At 49.4% G+C, this 16337-nt stretch carries 15 protein-coding genes; 7 read left to right on the top strand and 8 right to left on the bottom strand.

What is annotated here, in order from left to right; all coding sequences use genetic code 11:
* Positions 1 to 127 precede the first annotated feature (127 nt).
* On the bottom strand, positions 128 to 760 hold the full coding sequence (locus tag ACG2F4_RS08610) for an acyloxyacyl hydrolase (protein WP_395259819.1): 633 nt from the start codon (positions 758 to 760) through the stop codon (positions 128 to 130).
* Positions 761 to 1471: 711 nt separating this feature from the next.
* The gene (locus ACG2F4_RS08605) at positions 1472 to 2791 is read right to left on the bottom strand and encodes a PQQ-dependent sugar dehydrogenase (RefSeq protein WP_395259818.1); all 1320 of its coding nucleotides are present in this window, start codon (positions 2789 to 2791) and stop codon (positions 1472 to 1474) included.
* Positions 2792 to 3145: 354 nt separating this feature from the next.
* On the opposite strand from ACG2F4_RS08605, the gene ACG2F4_RS08600 reads away from it, so the two are divergent.
* Positions 3146 to 4021: an SMP-30/gluconolactonase/LRE family protein gene (locus ACG2F4_RS08600; RefSeq protein ID WP_395259817.1), complete on the top strand. Its 876-nt coding sequence runs from the start codon at positions 3146 to 3148 to the stop codon at positions 4019 to 4021.
* A gap of 90 nt (positions 4022 to 4111) precedes the next feature.
* On the opposite strand, the gene ACG2F4_RS08595 is transcribed toward ACG2F4_RS08600, so the two are convergent.
* Together ACG2F4_RS08595 and ACG2F4_RS08590 are read right to left on the bottom strand one after the other, a co-directional pair.
* Positions 4112 to 4450: a hypothetical protein gene (locus ACG2F4_RS08595; protein WP_395259816.1), complete on the bottom strand. Its 339-nt coding sequence runs from the start codon at positions 4448 to 4450 to the stop codon at positions 4112 to 4114.
* Between the two features lie 555 nt (positions 4451 to 5005).
* A complete protein-coding gene (locus tag ACG2F4_RS08590; RefSeq protein ID WP_395259815.1) occupies positions 5006 to 5542 on the bottom strand; it encodes a hypothetical protein in 537 nt (178 codons plus the stop codon).
* Positions 5543 to 5892: 350 nt separating this feature from the next.
* Between ACG2F4_RS08590 and ACG2F4_RS08585 the strand changes: the two genes are divergently transcribed.
* A complete protein-coding gene (locus ACG2F4_RS08585) occupies positions 5893 to 6582 on the top strand; it encodes an orotidine 5'-phosphate decarboxylase / HUMPS family protein (RefSeq protein ID WP_395259814.1) in 690 nt (229 codons plus the stop codon).
* Between the two features lie 63 nt (positions 6583 to 6645).
* Here ACG2F4_RS08585 and ACG2F4_RS08580 read toward each other — a convergent pair whose 3' ends face one another.
* Entirely contained in the window at positions 6646 to 8721 is a 2076-nt protein-coding gene (locus ACG2F4_RS08580; RefSeq protein ID WP_395259813.1) for a TonB-dependent receptor family protein, read from the bottom strand.
* Positions 8722 to 9002: 281 nt separating this feature from the next.
* On the opposite strand from ACG2F4_RS08580, the gene ACG2F4_RS08575 reads away from it, so the two are divergent.
* The 5 genes from ACG2F4_RS08575 (at position 9003) to ACG2F4_RS08555 (ending at position 14071) form a co-directional block, all read left to right on the top strand.
* Entirely contained in the window at positions 9003 to 10151 is a 1149-nt protein-coding gene (locus ACG2F4_RS08575; protein ID WP_395259812.1) for a response regulator, read from the top strand.
* Between the two features lie 27 nt (positions 10152 to 10178).
* On the top strand, positions 10179 to 11108 hold the full coding sequence (locus ACG2F4_RS08570; protein WP_395259811.1) for a PleD family two-component system response regulator: 930 nt from the start codon (positions 10179 to 10181) through the stop codon (positions 11106 to 11108).
* 347 nt (positions 11109 to 11455) lie between these two features.
* The gene (locus tag ACG2F4_RS08565; protein WP_395259810.1) at positions 11456 to 13000 is read left to right on the top strand and encodes an HD-GYP domain-containing protein; all 1545 of its coding nucleotides are present in this window, start codon (positions 11456 to 11458) and stop codon (positions 12998 to 13000) included.
* Positions 13001 to 13411: 411 nt separating this feature from the next.
* Positions 13412 to 13723: a DUF2752 domain-containing protein gene (locus ACG2F4_RS08560; RefSeq protein WP_395259809.1), complete on the top strand. Its 312-nt coding sequence runs from the start codon at positions 13412 to 13414 to the stop codon at positions 13721 to 13723.
* A 3-nt stretch (positions 13724 to 13726) separates the two neighbouring features.
* Entirely contained in the window at positions 13727 to 14071 is a 345-nt protein-coding gene (locus ACG2F4_RS08555) for a TM2 domain-containing protein (RefSeq protein ID WP_395259808.1), read from the top strand.
* Between the two features lie 89 nt (positions 14072 to 14160).
* On the opposite strand, the gene ACG2F4_RS08550 is transcribed toward ACG2F4_RS08555, so the two are convergent.
* From ACG2F4_RS08550 to ACG2F4_RS08540, 3 genes are all read right to left on the bottom strand, one after another.
* Positions 14161 to 14955 (bottom strand): DUF5777 family beta-barrel protein, encoded by a 795-nt coding sequence (locus ACG2F4_RS08550; protein ID WP_395259807.1) that lies wholly within the window; start codon positions 14953 to 14955, stop codon positions 14161 to 14163.
* A gap of 67 nt (positions 14956 to 15022) precedes the next feature.
* Positions 15023 to 15577 (bottom strand): YceI family protein, encoded by a 555-nt coding sequence (locus tag ACG2F4_RS08545; protein WP_395259806.1) that lies wholly within the window; start codon positions 15575 to 15577, stop codon positions 15023 to 15025.
* Positions 15578 to 15787: 210 nt separating this feature from the next.
* Entirely contained in the window at positions 15788 to 16327 is a 540-nt protein-coding gene (locus ACG2F4_RS08540; RefSeq protein ID WP_395259805.1) for a hypothetical protein, read from the bottom strand.
* Between the last annotated feature and the right edge of the window lie 10 nt (positions 16328 to 16337).

Here is a 16337-nt window from a genome sequence, read left to right as displayed (position 1 = left end):
ATACATGCTAAGTTAACATATATATAGTACGTTTAGTTTGTTGGAGCGGATTTACTTTTACATGCGAACCCTGGGATTCCATTGAAGAGGGCAAGCGCGGGTGGACAGGGAACGGCATAGAGAATACTCAAAAAATAGTGATGCCGGCATAAAATATATTCGAATCGACCCCCGGATTAATTTGGCCAAACTGTCCATTCGACATATGGTGGTACTTATATCCGAGCGTAAAAAATGAGTTGGCGGTCAGCATGATTTCCATCCCGGTTCCGATTTCGAGCGTAAAATTAAAGTTTGTACCCTGGTCGTTCGGGAATGGGTCGGAGAGGTACATAAATCCAGCGGATGATTTGAAGAAGGGCTGCACGCTTTGGTTTCGCAACGCGTTCAGCTGAAAACCCAGTGGCGTTATCCCGAAACCGGAAAGGGAGGAGGGGGTGGCCTCAACACTGATACCAGATAACTGGTACTGCACGTGCACGTTCATCTCCAGCACATATTTCAGGAGGTAGTGGCGGGGAAATGTGAGAACCTTTCGGTTGTACCGGAATCCCAGGACCCTGAGTTCAGCTCCTGATGTTTTCCCCCAAACCCCGTTTGAAGAGTGGAAGGAGTATCCACCCCACAGTGAATATTCGTCAAGACCGGATTTTTCGGGTGATATTCTGTATTGATTATAAAATTCCGAAAAGGAATCAACCGAGCTGCTGTCCTGATGTTCGGCGGGTTGGGCGCGGGAGGGGGACGCTGTTCCCAGCACGATGACCAAAAGAAGGAATATCGCCCCCGTGCATCCGCAATTTGAATGCCTGTTTTTTCTCAATAGATGTCTGAAAGCCGCCACGTGAGATAAACTCGTATTTTGTTTGTCAGTTGAATATATGAAGGGACGTGAAAACCCGCCTCATAAATAAAACAAAATGGATTTAAAGATTCCCAGTTCATTTATCGATTAAAAAAACAGCGGTCCGAGAGTACCAAAAATCGTTTTAAACTTTATTGTCTTGCCATTCCCCGAAGATTCAGGATTTTTAGACCAGCCATAAGCCCCATAACGGCAGATGCAATTCCGTCAAAAGAGTAGGACTCCTGGTATAAAGGTGGAGCTCAATTCCAAAAAGGCCGAGATCAAACCGGCATGCCTCCAATCTTTAGACAGCACTACAAGCAACATGGGATTATTCCTTTGCGGAGCACCTTCCTCAACCCGCGTTCTTGTTGCGCACGGTATTGGACGGTCCCGAGTCAAGGACCATAAATCTCGAACCCGACCGCCGTCAAAGCACAATATAATTAATATCGAATAATATTAGGGATTTTCAACTGGGGAACTCGATCAGGTTGTTGTTTTTTCAGGCGCAGATAGGGTGTAGGGGAAGGTGATTTCGGGCAGGGGAAAATTCTCCGTTAAGAAAGCCGGCCTCTTTTGCAAAGACCGGCTTGTTGAATCAAGAATTCAGGTGAATGAAGATTACATTTCCCCGGTGTATACCACCCGCCAGACTTTTCCCTGCTGGGAATCGGTAATGTAGAGGGTTCCGTCCGATCCTTCGGCAAGTCCCATGGGGCGGTATACTGCGTCATTGGGAGATTGCAGCGTGTCGGTGCCCTTGAAACCATCGGCAAATGTTTCATACTGGTCGCCTGCCGGCATATCACCATCGAACGGAACAAATGTTACACGATATCCTTCCTGGGGAAGAGGCGCCCGGTTCCAGGAGCCGTGAAATGCGATAAAAGCTCCGCCGGTATATTTTTCAGGAAATTGATTCCCGCTGTAGAATATCAGGTCGTTCGGGGCCCAGTGGCCGGGGAAGGCGATAATCGGGTCTTCATATTTTCCCTCCTCAACAGGAGTTTCACCATCGCCGCCGTATTCCGGGCTCAGCATTTTTTGTCCCTTGATTTGGTCGTAGTAGGCGAAAGGCCATCCAAAGTTATCCCCGTCATCGACCTTGAAGAACTCCTCGGCGGGAAGCACGGCATTTTGTTCGGCGGTAAAATGTTCAGGCCAGAGCTGATTCAGCTGATCCCGGCCGTGCTGCACCATGTAGAGGTTGTCGACCATTGAATTCCACTCCAGTGCCACGGCGTTGCGGTGACCGGTGCTGTAGCGATAGCCATCTTCCCGCTGGGTTTGATTGAGTTCATTGGCACTGAACTGCCATACGCTGCCCTGCCATTCGAGCTGCGGGCAGGGATCCTGGCCGGGAGATTCCGGCGTTCTGCTCTCTTCCTGGCAGGCGTTGGAGGGCGCGCCTACATTGACATACATGTTACCCTCCCCGTCAAATGTAATAGGCTTGGCTGCGTGCGAGTTTTGTATCGGAAGCTGGCTCACTACCATTTCCGGCTCGGATGTTGGCACCAGGTCAACGCCCTCCATGGGGTACCGGAGTACCAGTGAGTCCGGCGCAAAGTAGAGATACCCGTCATGCAGGGCGATGCCCGTGCCGGTATAATTGCCAAAGTATTCTTTTCGGTCGGCCACTCCATCTCCATCCTCATCCCGCAAGGCCACAATGCCATTTCCGTTGTGGGGCTCGTCGAGGGCTACATATATATCCCCATCGTCATCAACGGCAACCTGGCGGGCACTTCCAACAGAATCGGCTACGACCACCGCGCTGAAGCCCGAAGGCAGGGTGATACCGCCATTATCCGGGGCAAATGCAAAGTTCTCGGTATTTAATGACGGTTGCTGCTGTTGATTTTGATTTTGATCGCTGCTGCAGGCTGCAAAGAGCGCTGTACAAGTGATAAATAGTATGGAGGCTATTTTTCTAATCATGATGTGTGGTTTATTGTTAAAATTAACTGGAAGTTGACGCCCCGGGATCCCGTTTCCCGGACGCCGATAAAATGTTGATAGCAGTGCACTTTAATCTCAACCTTTACTATTCTTCTGAATCTATAAAACGATTTGCCTGCAAAACATTCCACCGGAGTGTACTGAACATCGTTCTCACAGACCCTGATATATAAGCATTTTTCGGGGTAATAAAGAACAAAAAATGGCGGGATAAGTTTATGATAAAGTTAGGTTTGTTATGATTATTTCTTATTTAGTTTCTTTAGATGACATGACCGTTTAACTTAACTTTCAAAAAGGAGTACAGAGATGCGAAAAATATCGATAACATGTATGACAATTTTATTTGTTTTGATTGGCAATATGGTTGTTTCCGCTCAGCCTGTAGTGGCTGAAGGAGCCGAACCAGAAATCGTCACCGAGGGATATCAGTTTACCGAGGGACCGCTGTGGCACCCGGACGGATACCTGTTGTTTAGTGATATACCGGCTAATACAATCTACAGGTGGATTCCGGGAGAGGGGGCAGAGGTTTTTGTCAAACCTTCCGATAATTCCAATGGACTGGCATTGGATGTAAGTGGAAATATCGTGATGGTGCAGCACGCCGGAAAACTGTCGAGGCTCACGTACAATGGTAATACCATGGAGACCGTCGTGGACAGCTACAATGGGATGCGCTTGAACAGCCCGAACGACCTGGCCGTCCATTCCAATGGGACAATCTTTTTCACCGATCCTCCCTTCGGTGTAAGTGAAGAGGAGAAAGAGCTCGATTTTAACGGAGTCTACATGCTGAAACCCGACGGTACCCTGACCGTTTTCTATAAAGAGTTCAGCCATCCCAACGGTGTGGTACTTTCTCCCGATGAGCAGAAACTGTATGTAAATAACTCCAGCAGCGGTGAAATCGTCGTATTTGATATCAATAACAGTGGAAAACCGGTAAACCCAAGATCGTTTGCCAGTGTCGGGGAGAGAAATAACGAAGGTGCCGCTGACGGCATGAAAGTGGACGCCGACGGACGTGTGTACTCAACAGGTCCCGGCGGCGTATATGTATTTGACAGCGAGGGAAATCAAATACAAAAGATCGAGACGGAAAGCCGGATTACCAACCTGGCATGGGGAGAGGCTGGCAACTCAACCCTGTTTATGACCGCGCCATCGGCGGTGTATCGCCTCGAGATGGCGGTATCCGGGAGATAGCAAGAAACATAGCACTAACAAGCAATTTCGCGCCCGGTTGGTTCTGCTGGCCGGGCGCTCTGGCTACCGGACTTTTTGTTTCGGGAATATCTATGCTTTTCCCTGGGCTTCTTTAAGTTTCCGTTGAGCAAGGTAGGACAAGATCCATATCACAAGCCATCCCGTCGCCGTGTACCACCAGCTTCCGTACAGAAGTACGCCCGTGTTAACGGCATAGAGCAGGTTGAAAAGCCAGCCTGGCGCCTCCGTTTTTGTTTTGCGGATGAGCTGCAGAGAACGGTCTCCGGCAAGCACTACGCTCTTGACAAGCACCATCAGGGCTGTATAACCGATGATAATCCATCGCATCCATGAGGTATCCAGGAAAACAGCGGCAAAAATAAAGAGGGTTACAGTTATATCTACAAGTACATCCTTAAGCCAGGGCATGCTTTTGTCATATTTTATTTCTGCTGATTTTGAACTCCCAAGAGGGCTTTGAAAAACCAGGAGTTTTAGTCAATATAAACCCCTGAGCGGATTCGAAACCTCAGTTTATTTCTCAAAAATGAAGATTTTGAATCCGCGAAAATGACGATATGGGCCAAAACAACGGTTTTGCAAAGACCTCTCCCAAGTTTATCCACTTTGGGTTGCAGTTCCAAATCCGGTGCAATGCAGCGGCAACACTGTTCAGACCAGTTGACGTAATTCTTTTGTGTGGATGGCAGGCCGGAACTCATTTTAGAGAAACCACCCGAACATTTTCTCCCCAGCGATATACACCCTAAACTTTCTCTTGATTGAGAACAAATTAACTGGAAACAATCCAATCGGGGGCTTGGCCTGAACTCCTATAATTATTTTGAAAAATAACTGTAATATATTGGAGAGCAAATGCTTACAGAATATTTTTTGGTTAGGTAATCATGATAGAGTGTAAAACGCTGTGAAATCCGGGTTATAATCAGAGCTGCAATCGAAACAGGCGGCCGTGATACTCCGTTATGGTTTAAGTTGCAGCTCGTTTACCCATACCAGTTCCGATGCCTCTTTGCCGAAGTCGTCTCGCCTCATTGAGCTCTTATGAGACCAACCGTCGGGCGTGCGGGCTTCCACCAGGTATCCTTTTACGGTGACGATGTGACCTCTGCGGATCTCAAGTATTTTACTTCGTATCTCAGGGGACGACGGGATCAGGTGGACATTGGCGGTATGTCGTACCATTTGATGCAGCGGAATAGGGGGATCGCTCATCTGCCATTCAAAATAACGTTCCGACTGCGTGATAAGAATTTCATCCAGATGTTTTTCATCTGACATCGCTCCCCAGCCGAGCATAACATCCAGCGGGGAGAGATCAGACAGCTTGTCGGAGGAATATCTTTTTTTTGAGAGAACGCGGGCTTCAGCGGTAAATTTGGCAAGGGGTGTTATGCTGTACGCTCCCTTCTGCAGGTCTTTGATACCGAAGGCAGGGGTCTGCGTCGGTTCAGACGGAGCTACCACGCCGGGGCCGTGCGTAATGGTTCGTTCGGTCATGTAGAGGTATCCGCTTACCAACAGGACACCGAAAAATAGAATATGTTTAAACATGATGGTCCTCCGGGCATTTGCTTTTCCTGTAGATGATAATATAGGAGTGCCACGAGTGGGTTTCTGTTACAAACTTTTAATAAACAATCTTTTAGCATTAAATTTTTCATAACTCTATATATTTGAATGATTTAATGAGGGGTTTGTCCCTGTGGACTGCATACCGCTGACCGGCAGGAGACATTTTTTTGCGTTCCCCGGGTATTGATTACATTGATTTTAGCAGCCCCGGGTTAGATCACCCTGAAGAGCAGCCGGCATAAATTCCAAATAAAAAAATAAACAGCACTGTTTTGATGAAACCGATAGTACAAATATCACTCGATTTAACCAGTATTGATGAAGCCCTGGATACGGCTGAGACCGCATTAAAAGCGGGCGTTGACTGGCTGGAGGCCGGCACCCCGCTGATACTGGCCGAGGGGCTGCACGGTGTTCGTAAATTGCGGCAGGCATTCCCCGATGTTCCGATTGTTGCCGATCTTAAGACCATGGATGGCGGATACCTGGAGGCTGAGATGATGGCAAAGGCCGGCGCTACGCACGTGGTGGTGATGGCCCGGGCCCATGAAGAGACGATTAAGGCGGTTGTACGGGCGGGAAAAGAATACGACGTCAAAGTGATGGGAGACAACCTGGCCTGTACCGATATGGTGGCCGGAGCCCGGCGGCTGGAATCACTGGGATGCGATTATGTCATTCATCATATCGGGTATGATGAACGCCGGGGAATTGAAGCTTCGGGAAAACTGAAACCGAGTCCACTGGATCAACTCCGGGATGTGGTGCAGGCGGTAGACGTGCCGGTACAGGCCGTCGGGGGACTTTCACTTGATGAGGCGGTCCGTTGCCCGGAGTATGGGGCTCCGCTTGTTGTGCTCGGTGCACCACTCACCATCGACGCCGATGCTTTTAAAACGGCCAAGGGCGACCTCGAGGGGACCCTGCGCCTGATTTGTGATAAGGTACACGCATACGGTGCGTAACTGCCGCACCTGAAGAGCACATATACCCTGTTGCCGCCCTCCATGGTTGGTTGAGTGCCAGAATCAAAACTGCAGGCTGATCCCGGTTCTCCAGTTGATCCCGGCGGCCGGCTCGTAATAATTGCCTCCCGCGTTGACCACCACCGAACCGTTGTAACGGGCGTCAAAGATATTGTTGACCGCAACAAAGGGGCTCAGCCTCACATCGGCTCCCAGCTGAAGCTCGTTATAACTGGCCCGTCCATTGACGACCCAGTATTCCTCGTTGAACGCGGTATTCAGGTTGTCCACGGCAAATTCACTGACATGTTGAAGGTCGGTGGTTATCCACAGTTGACCGGGTCGCCAGTGCAGGGCGCCCGAAAACCGGTGCTCAGGGACTCCCGGAACGGCATTCCCGTCCAGGGAAACACTGTCGCGGGTAGAGGCCCGGTTGAAATAGGCGTCGGTAAAGTTGTAGGTGAGCTCGGCCTGCAGGCTGTGCGAAAACCGGTAGTTCAGGTTGGCCTCAATGCCCCGGTGGATTGTTTCGCCCTGGTTGCGGTAATAGTCGGGACCGTTAACTTCCAGCCGGTAGGGAAACAAAAGGTCGGTGATCCACAGGTTATAACCCGCAATATCAAATGAGAGCCGGGACGACCACAGCTGCCCGCGCCCGCCGAGTTCCAGCCCCACGGTCTTTTCAGGGCCCAGGTTGGGATTAAATCCGTTACCGCCTTCGGGCCGGTTGCTCAGCTCGTTGGCCGTCGGCGCTTCAAACCCGGTGCTGAGGTTGCTGTAAATGTCGACGGAGCCGAGCGAGTAATTCAGGCCAATTCCCGGACTGAGCGCTTGGAAGTTACGTTTGCCGGCAAGGGCAATTGAATCGGAGTCGGCCTCGAAACGGATCCAGTCATACCGGAGCGAACCGAGCAGTTTCAGATTTCCCACATCATAGGAAGCGGTCAAGAATCCGGCATGGTTGTTGACCTTTTCCACCTGGTCCAGGTCCACCGGTCCGCGCTTGTCGGGTTGATCGGCATCGGCGTTGTACTCAGTGCGGTCGTCGTGCTGGAGTTTGCTTTCCACCCCGATATTAACCGAAAGGTTCCCCATCTGCTGCTGAAGTGTGGCGCGTGCTCCGCCGGCTTTTCGCTGAAGGTCGATAACCCCGAACGGCAGCGGATTGTCAAGATCCCGGAAGGTGCCGTAGGCGGTGGCCTTGAAGAAACCGAGCGAGCTGGTATTTGAGAAGCTGATGCCTCCCTGTCCCTGGCTGATCTGCTTGCCGGCCCCGAAATTCTGGAAAAATCCGTTGGCCTGGGTGGGGTCCTCCCGGACCTGCTGTCGGGTGAGACTGCTGGGATGTTCGGCTTCCGGCATGTTGGCATATGCCCCGAAGTACTCGAGCCGGTTATCGGCATCCAGGTCGATCGCCCCGGTAACGCCCGCCCGGCCGATGCGGACTTCACTATGATCGCGGTATCCGGCTTGATTTAAGTATGAGGCATACCCGCTAACTCCATGATTGCCAAATTTTTGTGTAAACTGGACATCGGTCTTTTTGAGCCCGTACGATCCGACAGTCCCCCGAACCATGAATGGGGACTGGGTATTGGCTGGTGGGCTGGTATTCAGGTAGAGCACCCCGCCGCTGCTGTTGCCCCAGAACATCGAGGAGGGTCCCCGCACGAGCTCAGCCCGCTGAATAAAGGCCGGATCCACCACCGTGAGCATTGCCTGCCCGTCGGCCATCGTCAGGGGGATGCCATCCATTACCACCTGGATGCCCCGGACCCCGAACTGGGCGCGCCATCCTACGCCCCGAACAGTAATCCGTTCTCCCAGGGCGTAGTTTTCACGGTCATTGATCCATATGCCCGGCACCTGGGTGAACAGGTCGTCCATGGTAATCGGGGCCTTGTGGGTAAGCTGTCGGCTGGAGTTGGTCAGCATGCTCAGCGAAAAGGGAGGCTGTTCAGAACTGATCGCCGAATGGGCCGCCCGCACCTCGATGGCCTCGAGGGAGGCCCGCAGGGTATCGGACGGGGCCGGGGATTGATCCTGCGCGATTGATATTCCGCAGCTACAGAGGAACAATGCGAGGTACAGGAAAAATGAGCGCAAAGACTGCCTGAGACTAAAAAAGATATTCAACATGGATTGTATGATTCTAACTCTGTTTGTTGGTTAAGGTAAATACTGAAACGGCTTTGCAAACCGTACTTTGACCCGTTGATGACGTGTTCAGGTGCCCGAAATCATCAGCTGACAGCTTATAAATTGCGGTTTTGAATTTATAAGCCAGTTTATACCGGTGATTCCCGGGTTTGTCATAGCTTCTACCGAATATATCTATATCCCAATTTGAGAACACTCATTAGTATGTTACATTTGGGCTATCCAAGATATTTCGAATCAAATCAGTATAACATAAAATAATGGCAGAAAATTCTGAGAATACGACCATTCTCATAGTCGATGACTCGGAGCAAAATGTATGGCTATTATCACACGTTTTAAAGCGGGAAGGGTATAATATTCTCGACGCCTCAAACGGAAAGGAGGCGCTGCAGATTGTTGAACTGACTCCGCCGGATATCATGCTCCTGGATATCGTGATGCCCGGTATGGACGGCTATGAGGTTTGTAAAAAAATGAAAGCGCAGGAATCCACCGAAGATGTTCCCATCATTTTTTTGAGCGCGCTCTCCGAGACCGATTCGAAAGTGAAAGGATTCAAGGTGGGAGGAGTGGATTATATCACCAAGCCGTTTCAGCGCGAGGAGGTATTGGCCCGTATTGAACTGCATGTAAGGCTGAAGCAGCTGCAGGACGAGCTGGAAGAAAAAATTGACGAGCTACGCGTGCGCGAGCAGCGGTTGAATGCCTTGAACAATCGAAAAGATGAATTGATGCGAATTTTGAGCCACGACATTCGGAATCCGGTAACGGGTATCATCGGGGTGGCCCAGATACTCTCGCAGTCGGCCAGCGCCCTTTCAACTGAGGATCAGCTGAAAATGTACAACTCTATTGAAGAGAGCGGGAGAAAAATTCAGCAGTTGGTGGTAGATATGTTAAATAAGGACAAGGCGAAAAAAAGTATTTCCGAGTTGGCAACGGAAGAAGTGAATTTGAAACAGGTGATCAAAGATGCGGTGGAGCTGCATCAGCCCACGGCACTGACCAAAAATATCAAATTCAAGCTAAATGCAGAGCAACCGGTGGATATGAAACTGGATCGCCAAAAAATGAGCCAGGTTGTTGGAAACCTGGTCTCCAATGCCCTGAAGTTTACTCCCGAAGGGGGAACAGTCTCGATCGAACTTTCGGAAAAGCGGGATGAAAATGAGGTGGAAATTTTGGTGTCCGATACAGGGATGGGTATCCCAAAAGAAGAGATAAAAAAACTGCTGGGCAACAACGGGCAAAAAACCGTTCGTTTGGGCACAAGGGGAGAGACAGGATCGGGAATCGGGCTTGATATTATTCAACAGTTTACGGAATTACACGGGGGTAAAGTGTTGATTGAATCGGATGAAGGGGAGGGTACAACCTTTATTATCCGCCTCCCTAAAATAAATTAGATAAATAATATAAAGTATTGCTGTTCAATGGATTACAATATACTAGTAATCGATGATGATGAGCCGATGCACATTATGGCCAAAAACCTGCTGGGAGAGGAGTTTACCCTGATCCACGCCAGGGATGCCCAAGAGGGAATCGACATTCTGTCTGAAAAGGTGGTGAATCTTATCATGTCGGATATACACATGCCCGGGATCAGCGGTCTTGAATTCCTGGAATCGCTGATGGAGGATGCTGAAAAAAGGGCGATTCCCGTACTGGTGATCACCAATTTGCCCACGGTTGATAAAGAGAAAAAGGCCCTGGAGCTGGGGGCGGCCGACTTTATTGAAAAGCCAATGTTTGTCGACCAACAGGAGGAGGTCCTGAACCGGGTCCGGATGAAGCTGGTAACCAATATCGATCTGCCGGATATTTCGAACAAGCTGGTGATCAATAAAAAGCGCCTGGTTTCCGCCTTGATGTCTGAAGCGATCGGAGGCGATTTCGTATCCACGGCCCGAACATTGTGCCAGCAGTTCCAGCGTATATTTAATATCGATTCGATCTCGTTTTGGACTATTTCCGGGGGAAAGCCAAATATGATCTCCTCTTCAGGAAAAAGCTTGCCGCCGGATTATGGGGGTACAGAGCTGAAAAAGGAGCAGACGTTCCAGCAGCTGCTGGCTGATAAAGAGCCCTATATGACCAATCACGTGTTTAACGAGGAGAGGGGAGTACTGGCCGATTTTTCGAAAGAACACAATTTTCCGGCTGAAATCGGGATCCCGATGTTTGCGATTGACGAACGCAAGCTTTTGAGGAATAAAATGAGTATTCCTGAAGATACCGACCTGTTTGCCTACGTTATTCTCAAACGGAACAAACTGTTTTCAACGAAGGAGTTCAAGGTAATATCAAAGCTGCTCACCCAGATAGGGTCCATTTTCTGGAGGCTTTATAAAGATATATAGATAAATTTTGCAACGTACTGCTGTGCAAATGTTTACCATGTATATCCATGTGTCACACAACCAAGGTGAACAGCCGAAATATTATCGCATTCATACTACTGCTGCTTGTGGTGTTGATCAGCTGGTCCCGGCTATCTCTCTTTATTAGATTATTCTATTGGCATTGCTATCATTATGCATTTATAATTAAGAGACTGATAACTATTGAGTTGCGGGATAGCATTAGCCGTAAACGACCAGAAAAGACAGAGAGACTACATCGCCGGGGATAAGATACAAACACTATGATCAGAGAAATCAAGCATAATTTACAGACGGTATTGCAACAAAGATCCAACTCACCAGTCATGGAAGAATTCGATACAGAGAGGGAACTTGAGTTTTGGTCGCTGGCCGCAGAACATTTTTCAAGGAAAGAGCCTCCCCGGTTTACCGATATTGCGAGATGGGTTGACCTGATCTACAGAGCCCCTGTCCATTTCGTATATAAGAAGACCGGAGAAGATACGCTCCAACTCACCAGATTCCATACGCTTGACGGAAACATCGAGCGCCTCCTGGAGCAGCAGAACCGGGAACCGAACGAAGCCCTGGTACAAAAATTTGAGGAGAAGCTGGAACATATTGAGGATGTAATCCGGTGGGATGACCAGTTCTTGAGCCCGGGTATTTCATCCCATTCGGTGGGCAACTGTGAGCATATTCCGCTGTACAAGAACAAAAACCCGTGGGGCATTTACTGCGTTGGACCCCAGGTAAAAAGCCCGAACCATTTAAAAGCAAAACTCCCGATAGTTGCACGCATACTTTCCAACTGGATGGTGGAAAGGGATTCCGGGCAGACATCTGAAAACGGGGTGTACGGTGCCGGGGTACGTCAATTTACAAGGCGGGAGGGACTTGGAACCCTAGATATTGAACGGGTGGCCGGGCTGATGCTTTCCTACCTGGCCAATATTAAATCTGCAGCTCTGGGAGCAATCGTGGAGTTGAAAAGTGACGAGATCCAGTTTCTGGCCAGATATAACGTTGATTCGTCTCTAAGCCACTGGTTCCGGTCTGTCGTTTCAGACGGAGACACCCTGGACGAAATTAAAGCCAAATATGAAAACCAATCGCCGGTTTCCGCTGATTTGCACATAGCTGAAACGGTATTCAAGGAGTTGAATACCGAATACAGGCGGGCGATCCTTTTCCTGGGACTTTCGGGACCCTCTGGAATGAACCGAAGCACCGAATCCCGGATCTTTGGCATGCTGGAGGAGCTGCTGGGCCACCGGCACCAAAAGCTGGAAATCACAAACAAACTGCTCGAAACCTATTATACCATGCTTCGGACGGTGGAAAAACGAAGCGAGCAGACCTGTCACCATACCCCCAGGATGGTGGCTCTTGCAAAACATTTTGGGACATTATTCGGGTTGGAAGAGGAGGAGCAGCAGCAACTGCAGCTCACCGCCCGCCTGCATGACATAGGGTACATCGTTACGGAGCAGCTGGCTCAACAAATGACTATGGAGACCGAGCTTGAACACCCGTTAATCGGTGGGATAATCATCGATCCGCTCCCGCTGCACGAAGACGTAAAGGAGGGGGTCAAAACCCACCATGAGTGGATCGATGGTACCGGTACACCTGCCGGCTTGCAGGGAGAAGAGATTCCGTGGACCGGTAAAATTATCGGACTTCTTGAATTCGTAAATGAGTTTATCGAAGCCCACCAGTCGGATGAAAGAAGGACCGGCGAGGAATGGACCGAAACTCTTGCCCGGAAAATTATCGAACGGGCCGAAAACCAATTTGATATGCTCCTAGTCCCAACGGCTACGGAACTGGTTCGGTCGCTGGGGTGGGATGCCTGCTGCAATCTTGGATCTGATGAAAGGGAGTAGCTTTTAAGGTGTAAAGGGATGGGGAATGTCGGGTGAACGGCGCCCCTCTGGATAGCCTGCTTCTTTCGCAAATTTAAATGTGCTCTCCATAGAGGACGTATCCCTCGTTTATATGCGGGCAGGTGTGCTCAAAACTGCTTTTCATTGAATAAAACCGGGGATGAAATTAGCAAGATCATCTTGGGATGAGAGCCTGCCTTGTGCTGTTAGCTTATTACAGGAGGGATTACAAGTGTTGCCTTCTCGCAACAAGATGAAGGTGAGTAATTTCAGATCATTCCTCGAACGGCACCAGCAGTCACCTGCAACTATTACAAAGGCCTCAATAGTGAAGTTTCCCAACGTTTTTTGTTGTAACAAGCGAAGAGGACAGATTTGGAAATAAGGTGGAATCCACATTACTTGGCATGTATGGATAAACATTTTTTCAGAGATCACTTTGAGTGGGTTGCCCTGCTGACCGGCCTGGTGCTGTTGGGACTGATGAATCCATATGCCGATGATGGATTCTCATTTTGTTTTTTTGAAATGGCCAACCTCAAGTTTTGTCCCGGTCAGGGATTGGGGCATTCGATCGCCTATTTTTTCAGGGGAGAATGGAGGGCAGCTTTGCAGGCCCATCCTTTTGGACCAGCGGCCGTCCTGATTTTAGCCGGCAGAATCTGCTGCTTGTGGAGAAAGTTGATGTTTGGAACGAATCCAGTTAACTCAATGGAAGTATAGCTTATGGCAAGGATGATAGATCACCTACCTGAAATTGAAGGGGATGAAGCGGTATACGTCTCCAAAATCATGCAGAAGATGGATGATGAGACCGCCGAACGGTTTACCACGGTTTACCGTGCGCGGCGGAAGGATCCCCAGACAATTTTGCTAACGGCAGTTATTGGATTTTTTGGGGCCGCGGGCATACACCGGTTTATCATCGGGCAGGTGGGGATGGGGATCCTGTACCTTCTCACCGGGGGATTGTGCGTTATTGGTACCATTGTGGACTTGATCAATTATAAAAACCTAGCCTTTGAATACAATCGTGAAATAGCCGCCGAGGTGGCCTCACTTGTCAGTTGAAAGCGCATCGCGTTAATCATTTGTTAAGCCCGTTCCTGGCAACGCGAAGCGGCATTGTCAGCCCTTGTTTTTAAAGAGGTATGAACGGTTTATTCTCTTTTTTCTCCTGTCCAGAATATCCGGTTGACATTGAATCCAAAACGAATATCCCCGGCCCAAAAATCATCATTATTTTGTGCAATAATATGCTGTTCGGTATGCCAGTTTGAGGACTTCAGGAAGAGCTGAAAGACATGCCCGCCAGTCTCGATATTAAGTCCCAGGGCGAAGGCGTCTGTCGTCCCCGCCGAGCGATTACCCAGCACGGGAAAATATTCTGCCATTATCGCCCACCGATCAGAGAGATGATACTCGGCACCAACCCCGATAGCGAAATGTCCCTTTTCCTCGCCTGCAAATACCCGGTTAAAATGAGTGTAGAGCGGGGCAACCTGGAGACTGAACTGGTCACTGAATTTTCGGGCTACCATAAGGGAGGAAAAGTAGTTCAGTCGATCAGAGAATTTGTATCCGTTTTTATTGGTGTCGATTCCGATATCTCCCTTTATGGCGATACTCACCGGGATCTCATCTGTCTTTGTTTGTTCAAGAAGTCGATATGTTGACCTGAAGTCGTACTGTTTATGAGGCGATGTTCGTCCTGCGCCAACCGACCACCGGCTTGTAAGCCCGTAATCCAACCCCAGGCGGACCGTAGCCCCGAAGTCCATCCCCAAAAAATGGTGGAACGGTTCATTATTGATCAAGCCAAAATTGTGCATAATGGTAACATTGATATTCTGAGCCGCCAATGTTTCAACGGTACTCAGCCCAATTAACGACGGTGCCCAGAAGGTCTCTTCTACCGGACCCTGCAGTGTCTGGGCAGCTCTTTCCCGTTTCATCTGCCCTTGAACGGAGATTGATAAGAGGAGAAGAAAAACAAGTAACAAATTTATTTTTTTAGCCATATCAATTGCGTTCGTTTGGGGTTAATGTTGCTTCAATTTTTATATCCTGGTTTTCATCGACCCTGTAAAAGAGGATACCCGGGGGCTCAATATTATAATCCTCAATATTGAGCGTCCATGAGGCCGCCACGTGAAGTCCCTTAACGGTTTTTTGAAGGGTCCCGGTAATTTCAACATCTCGAGTCACCCCGTGGATGCCGAACTCCCCGCGAACTGTCACTTCCTGAGGGGCAGTTGAGGCCGTATCGAAGCCGGATATCAGCTTGCCATAAAATTCTGCAAATGGATATTTGTCGGTCTCAAGGGTTCGCCTCATATCCTTGTCTCGCTTGCCGATGCCTGTTTCAAACGTGTTCATATCGATGTAAAAATCAACGGTGGAATCGGCCAGGTTGATCAAGCCCACCAGGTGATCGGAGGTGCCGGTGAAAGTATGGAGGGGGACCTCCGACTGGAATTCGGCATGGCCTGTTTCTGTTTTGAAAACCTGGGCCTCTGCATCCGGAATGTAAAGGCACAGGGTGACCGGTAGTAGCAAGGTGAGTAGCCGTTTCATAACAGGGTGATAAGGTGTAATTGTTACTCTGAGTATTATGATGTACAGGGATCTTTGCAGAACCTGCTATTTTGTTGGGAGATGACGATCTTGTTCACCTTTTAAACGGGAGTACAACTCCCTCAGAACAAGCAATCGAGGATTTAGCAAAGCCCCCTGTACAGTAAATTCATTCATTTAGTTCACAAGTGATGACCTATTATTTATCCATTAGTAACTTCCTCCGTCATTACCGTCATCACTGTCATCGTTGTCGCTCTGGTCATTATTGGCACCGTTGTTTATCCAGGTCCTGATCTGATTGATGCGTTCATCTGAGAGATAGGGGCCGCCTTGCGGCATGCGAACACCGTGATCGGGATTGGGTTCAATTTTATCCACCAGCGGGCTGCCGGCGGCATCATTTGCCTGGACAACCAGTTCCCCGTACTGGTCGCCCTCGCTGCCGGTGACATTCTGATAACTATCCAGCTGCACGCCGCTCTGCTGCCCCCCGATATGGCAGTTTGAGTCCCCGCAACTTTGGCTAAATATTTGTTGGATATTGTCAAATGTGGGCTCTGTTCCTATTTCGCTGCTCCCGTTTCCATTTCCGTTTCCTCCATTTCCGTTGCCGTTACCACCGCCGTTAACACCGGTACTGCTGTCGCCACACCCGGCCAGCAGCAGGGAGATGGTACATATTAGCGTAAGAAACCACCCGGCCTGTTGTTGCCTCCATCCTGGACGATCTGTTGAAAGATTTTTCATAACGGTATCC

This window comes from Halalkalibaculum sp. DA3122, from assembly GCF_043951865.1.
Lineage (GTDB): Bacteria > Bacteroidota > Rhodothermia > Balneolales > Balneolaceae > JAMQKA01.
The sequence above is the reverse complement of the archived record's forward strand: the minus strand, read 5'-3'. Positions and strand labels throughout refer to the sequence as shown.

Coding starts and splice junctions, on each gene's coding strand:
- ACG2F4_RS08545 (WP_395259806.1), bottom strand. CDS start 15,577: ATGAAACGGCTACTCACCTTGCTACTACCGGTCACCCTGTGCCTTTAC.
- ACG2F4_RS08600 (WP_395259817.1), top strand. CDS start 3,146: ATGACAATTTTATTTGTTTTGATTGGCAATATGGTTGTTTCCGCTCAG.
- ACG2F4_RS08565 (WP_395259810.1), top strand. CDS start 11,456: ATGGAAGAATTCGATACAGAGAGGGAACTTGAGTTTTGGTCGCTGGCC.
- ACG2F4_RS08605 (WP_395259818.1), bottom strand. CDS start 2,791: ATGATTAGAAAAATAGCCTCCATACTATTTATCACTTGTACAGCGCTC.
- ACG2F4_RS08585 (WP_395259814.1), top strand. CDS start 5,893: ATGAAACCGATAGTACAAATATCACTCGATTTAACCAGTATTGATGAA.
- ACG2F4_RS08590 (WP_395259815.1), bottom strand. CDS start 5,542: ATGACCGAACGAACCATTACGCACGGCCCCGGCGTGGTAGCTCCGTCT.
- ACG2F4_RS08540 (WP_395259805.1), bottom strand. CDS start 16,327: ATGAAAAATCTTTCAACAGATCGTCCAGGATGGAGGCAACAACAGGCC.
- ACG2F4_RS08580 (WP_395259813.1), bottom strand. CDS start 8,721: ATGTTGAATATCTTTTTTAGTCTCAGGCAGTCTTTGCGCTCATTTTTC.
- ACG2F4_RS08560 (WP_395259809.1), top strand. CDS start 13,412: ATGGATAAACATTTTTTCAGAGATCACTTTGAGTGGGTTGCCCTGCTG.
- ACG2F4_RS08555 (WP_395259808.1), top strand. CDS start 13,727: ATGGCAAGGATGATAGATCACCTACCTGAAATTGAAGGGGATGAAGCG.
- ACG2F4_RS08550 (WP_395259807.1), bottom strand. CDS start 14,955: ATGAAACGGGAAAGAGCTGCCCAGACACTGCAGGGTCCGGTAGAAGAG.
- ACG2F4_RS08595 (WP_395259816.1), bottom strand. CDS start 4,450: ATGCCCTGGCTTAAGGATGTACTTGTAGATATAACTGTAACCCTCTTT.
- ACG2F4_RS08575 (WP_395259812.1), top strand. CDS start 9,003: ATGGCAGAAAATTCTGAGAATACGACCATTCTCATAGTCGATGACTCG.
- ACG2F4_RS08570 (WP_395259811.1), top strand. CDS start 10,179: ATGGATTACAATATACTAGTAATCGATGATGATGAGCCGATGCACATT.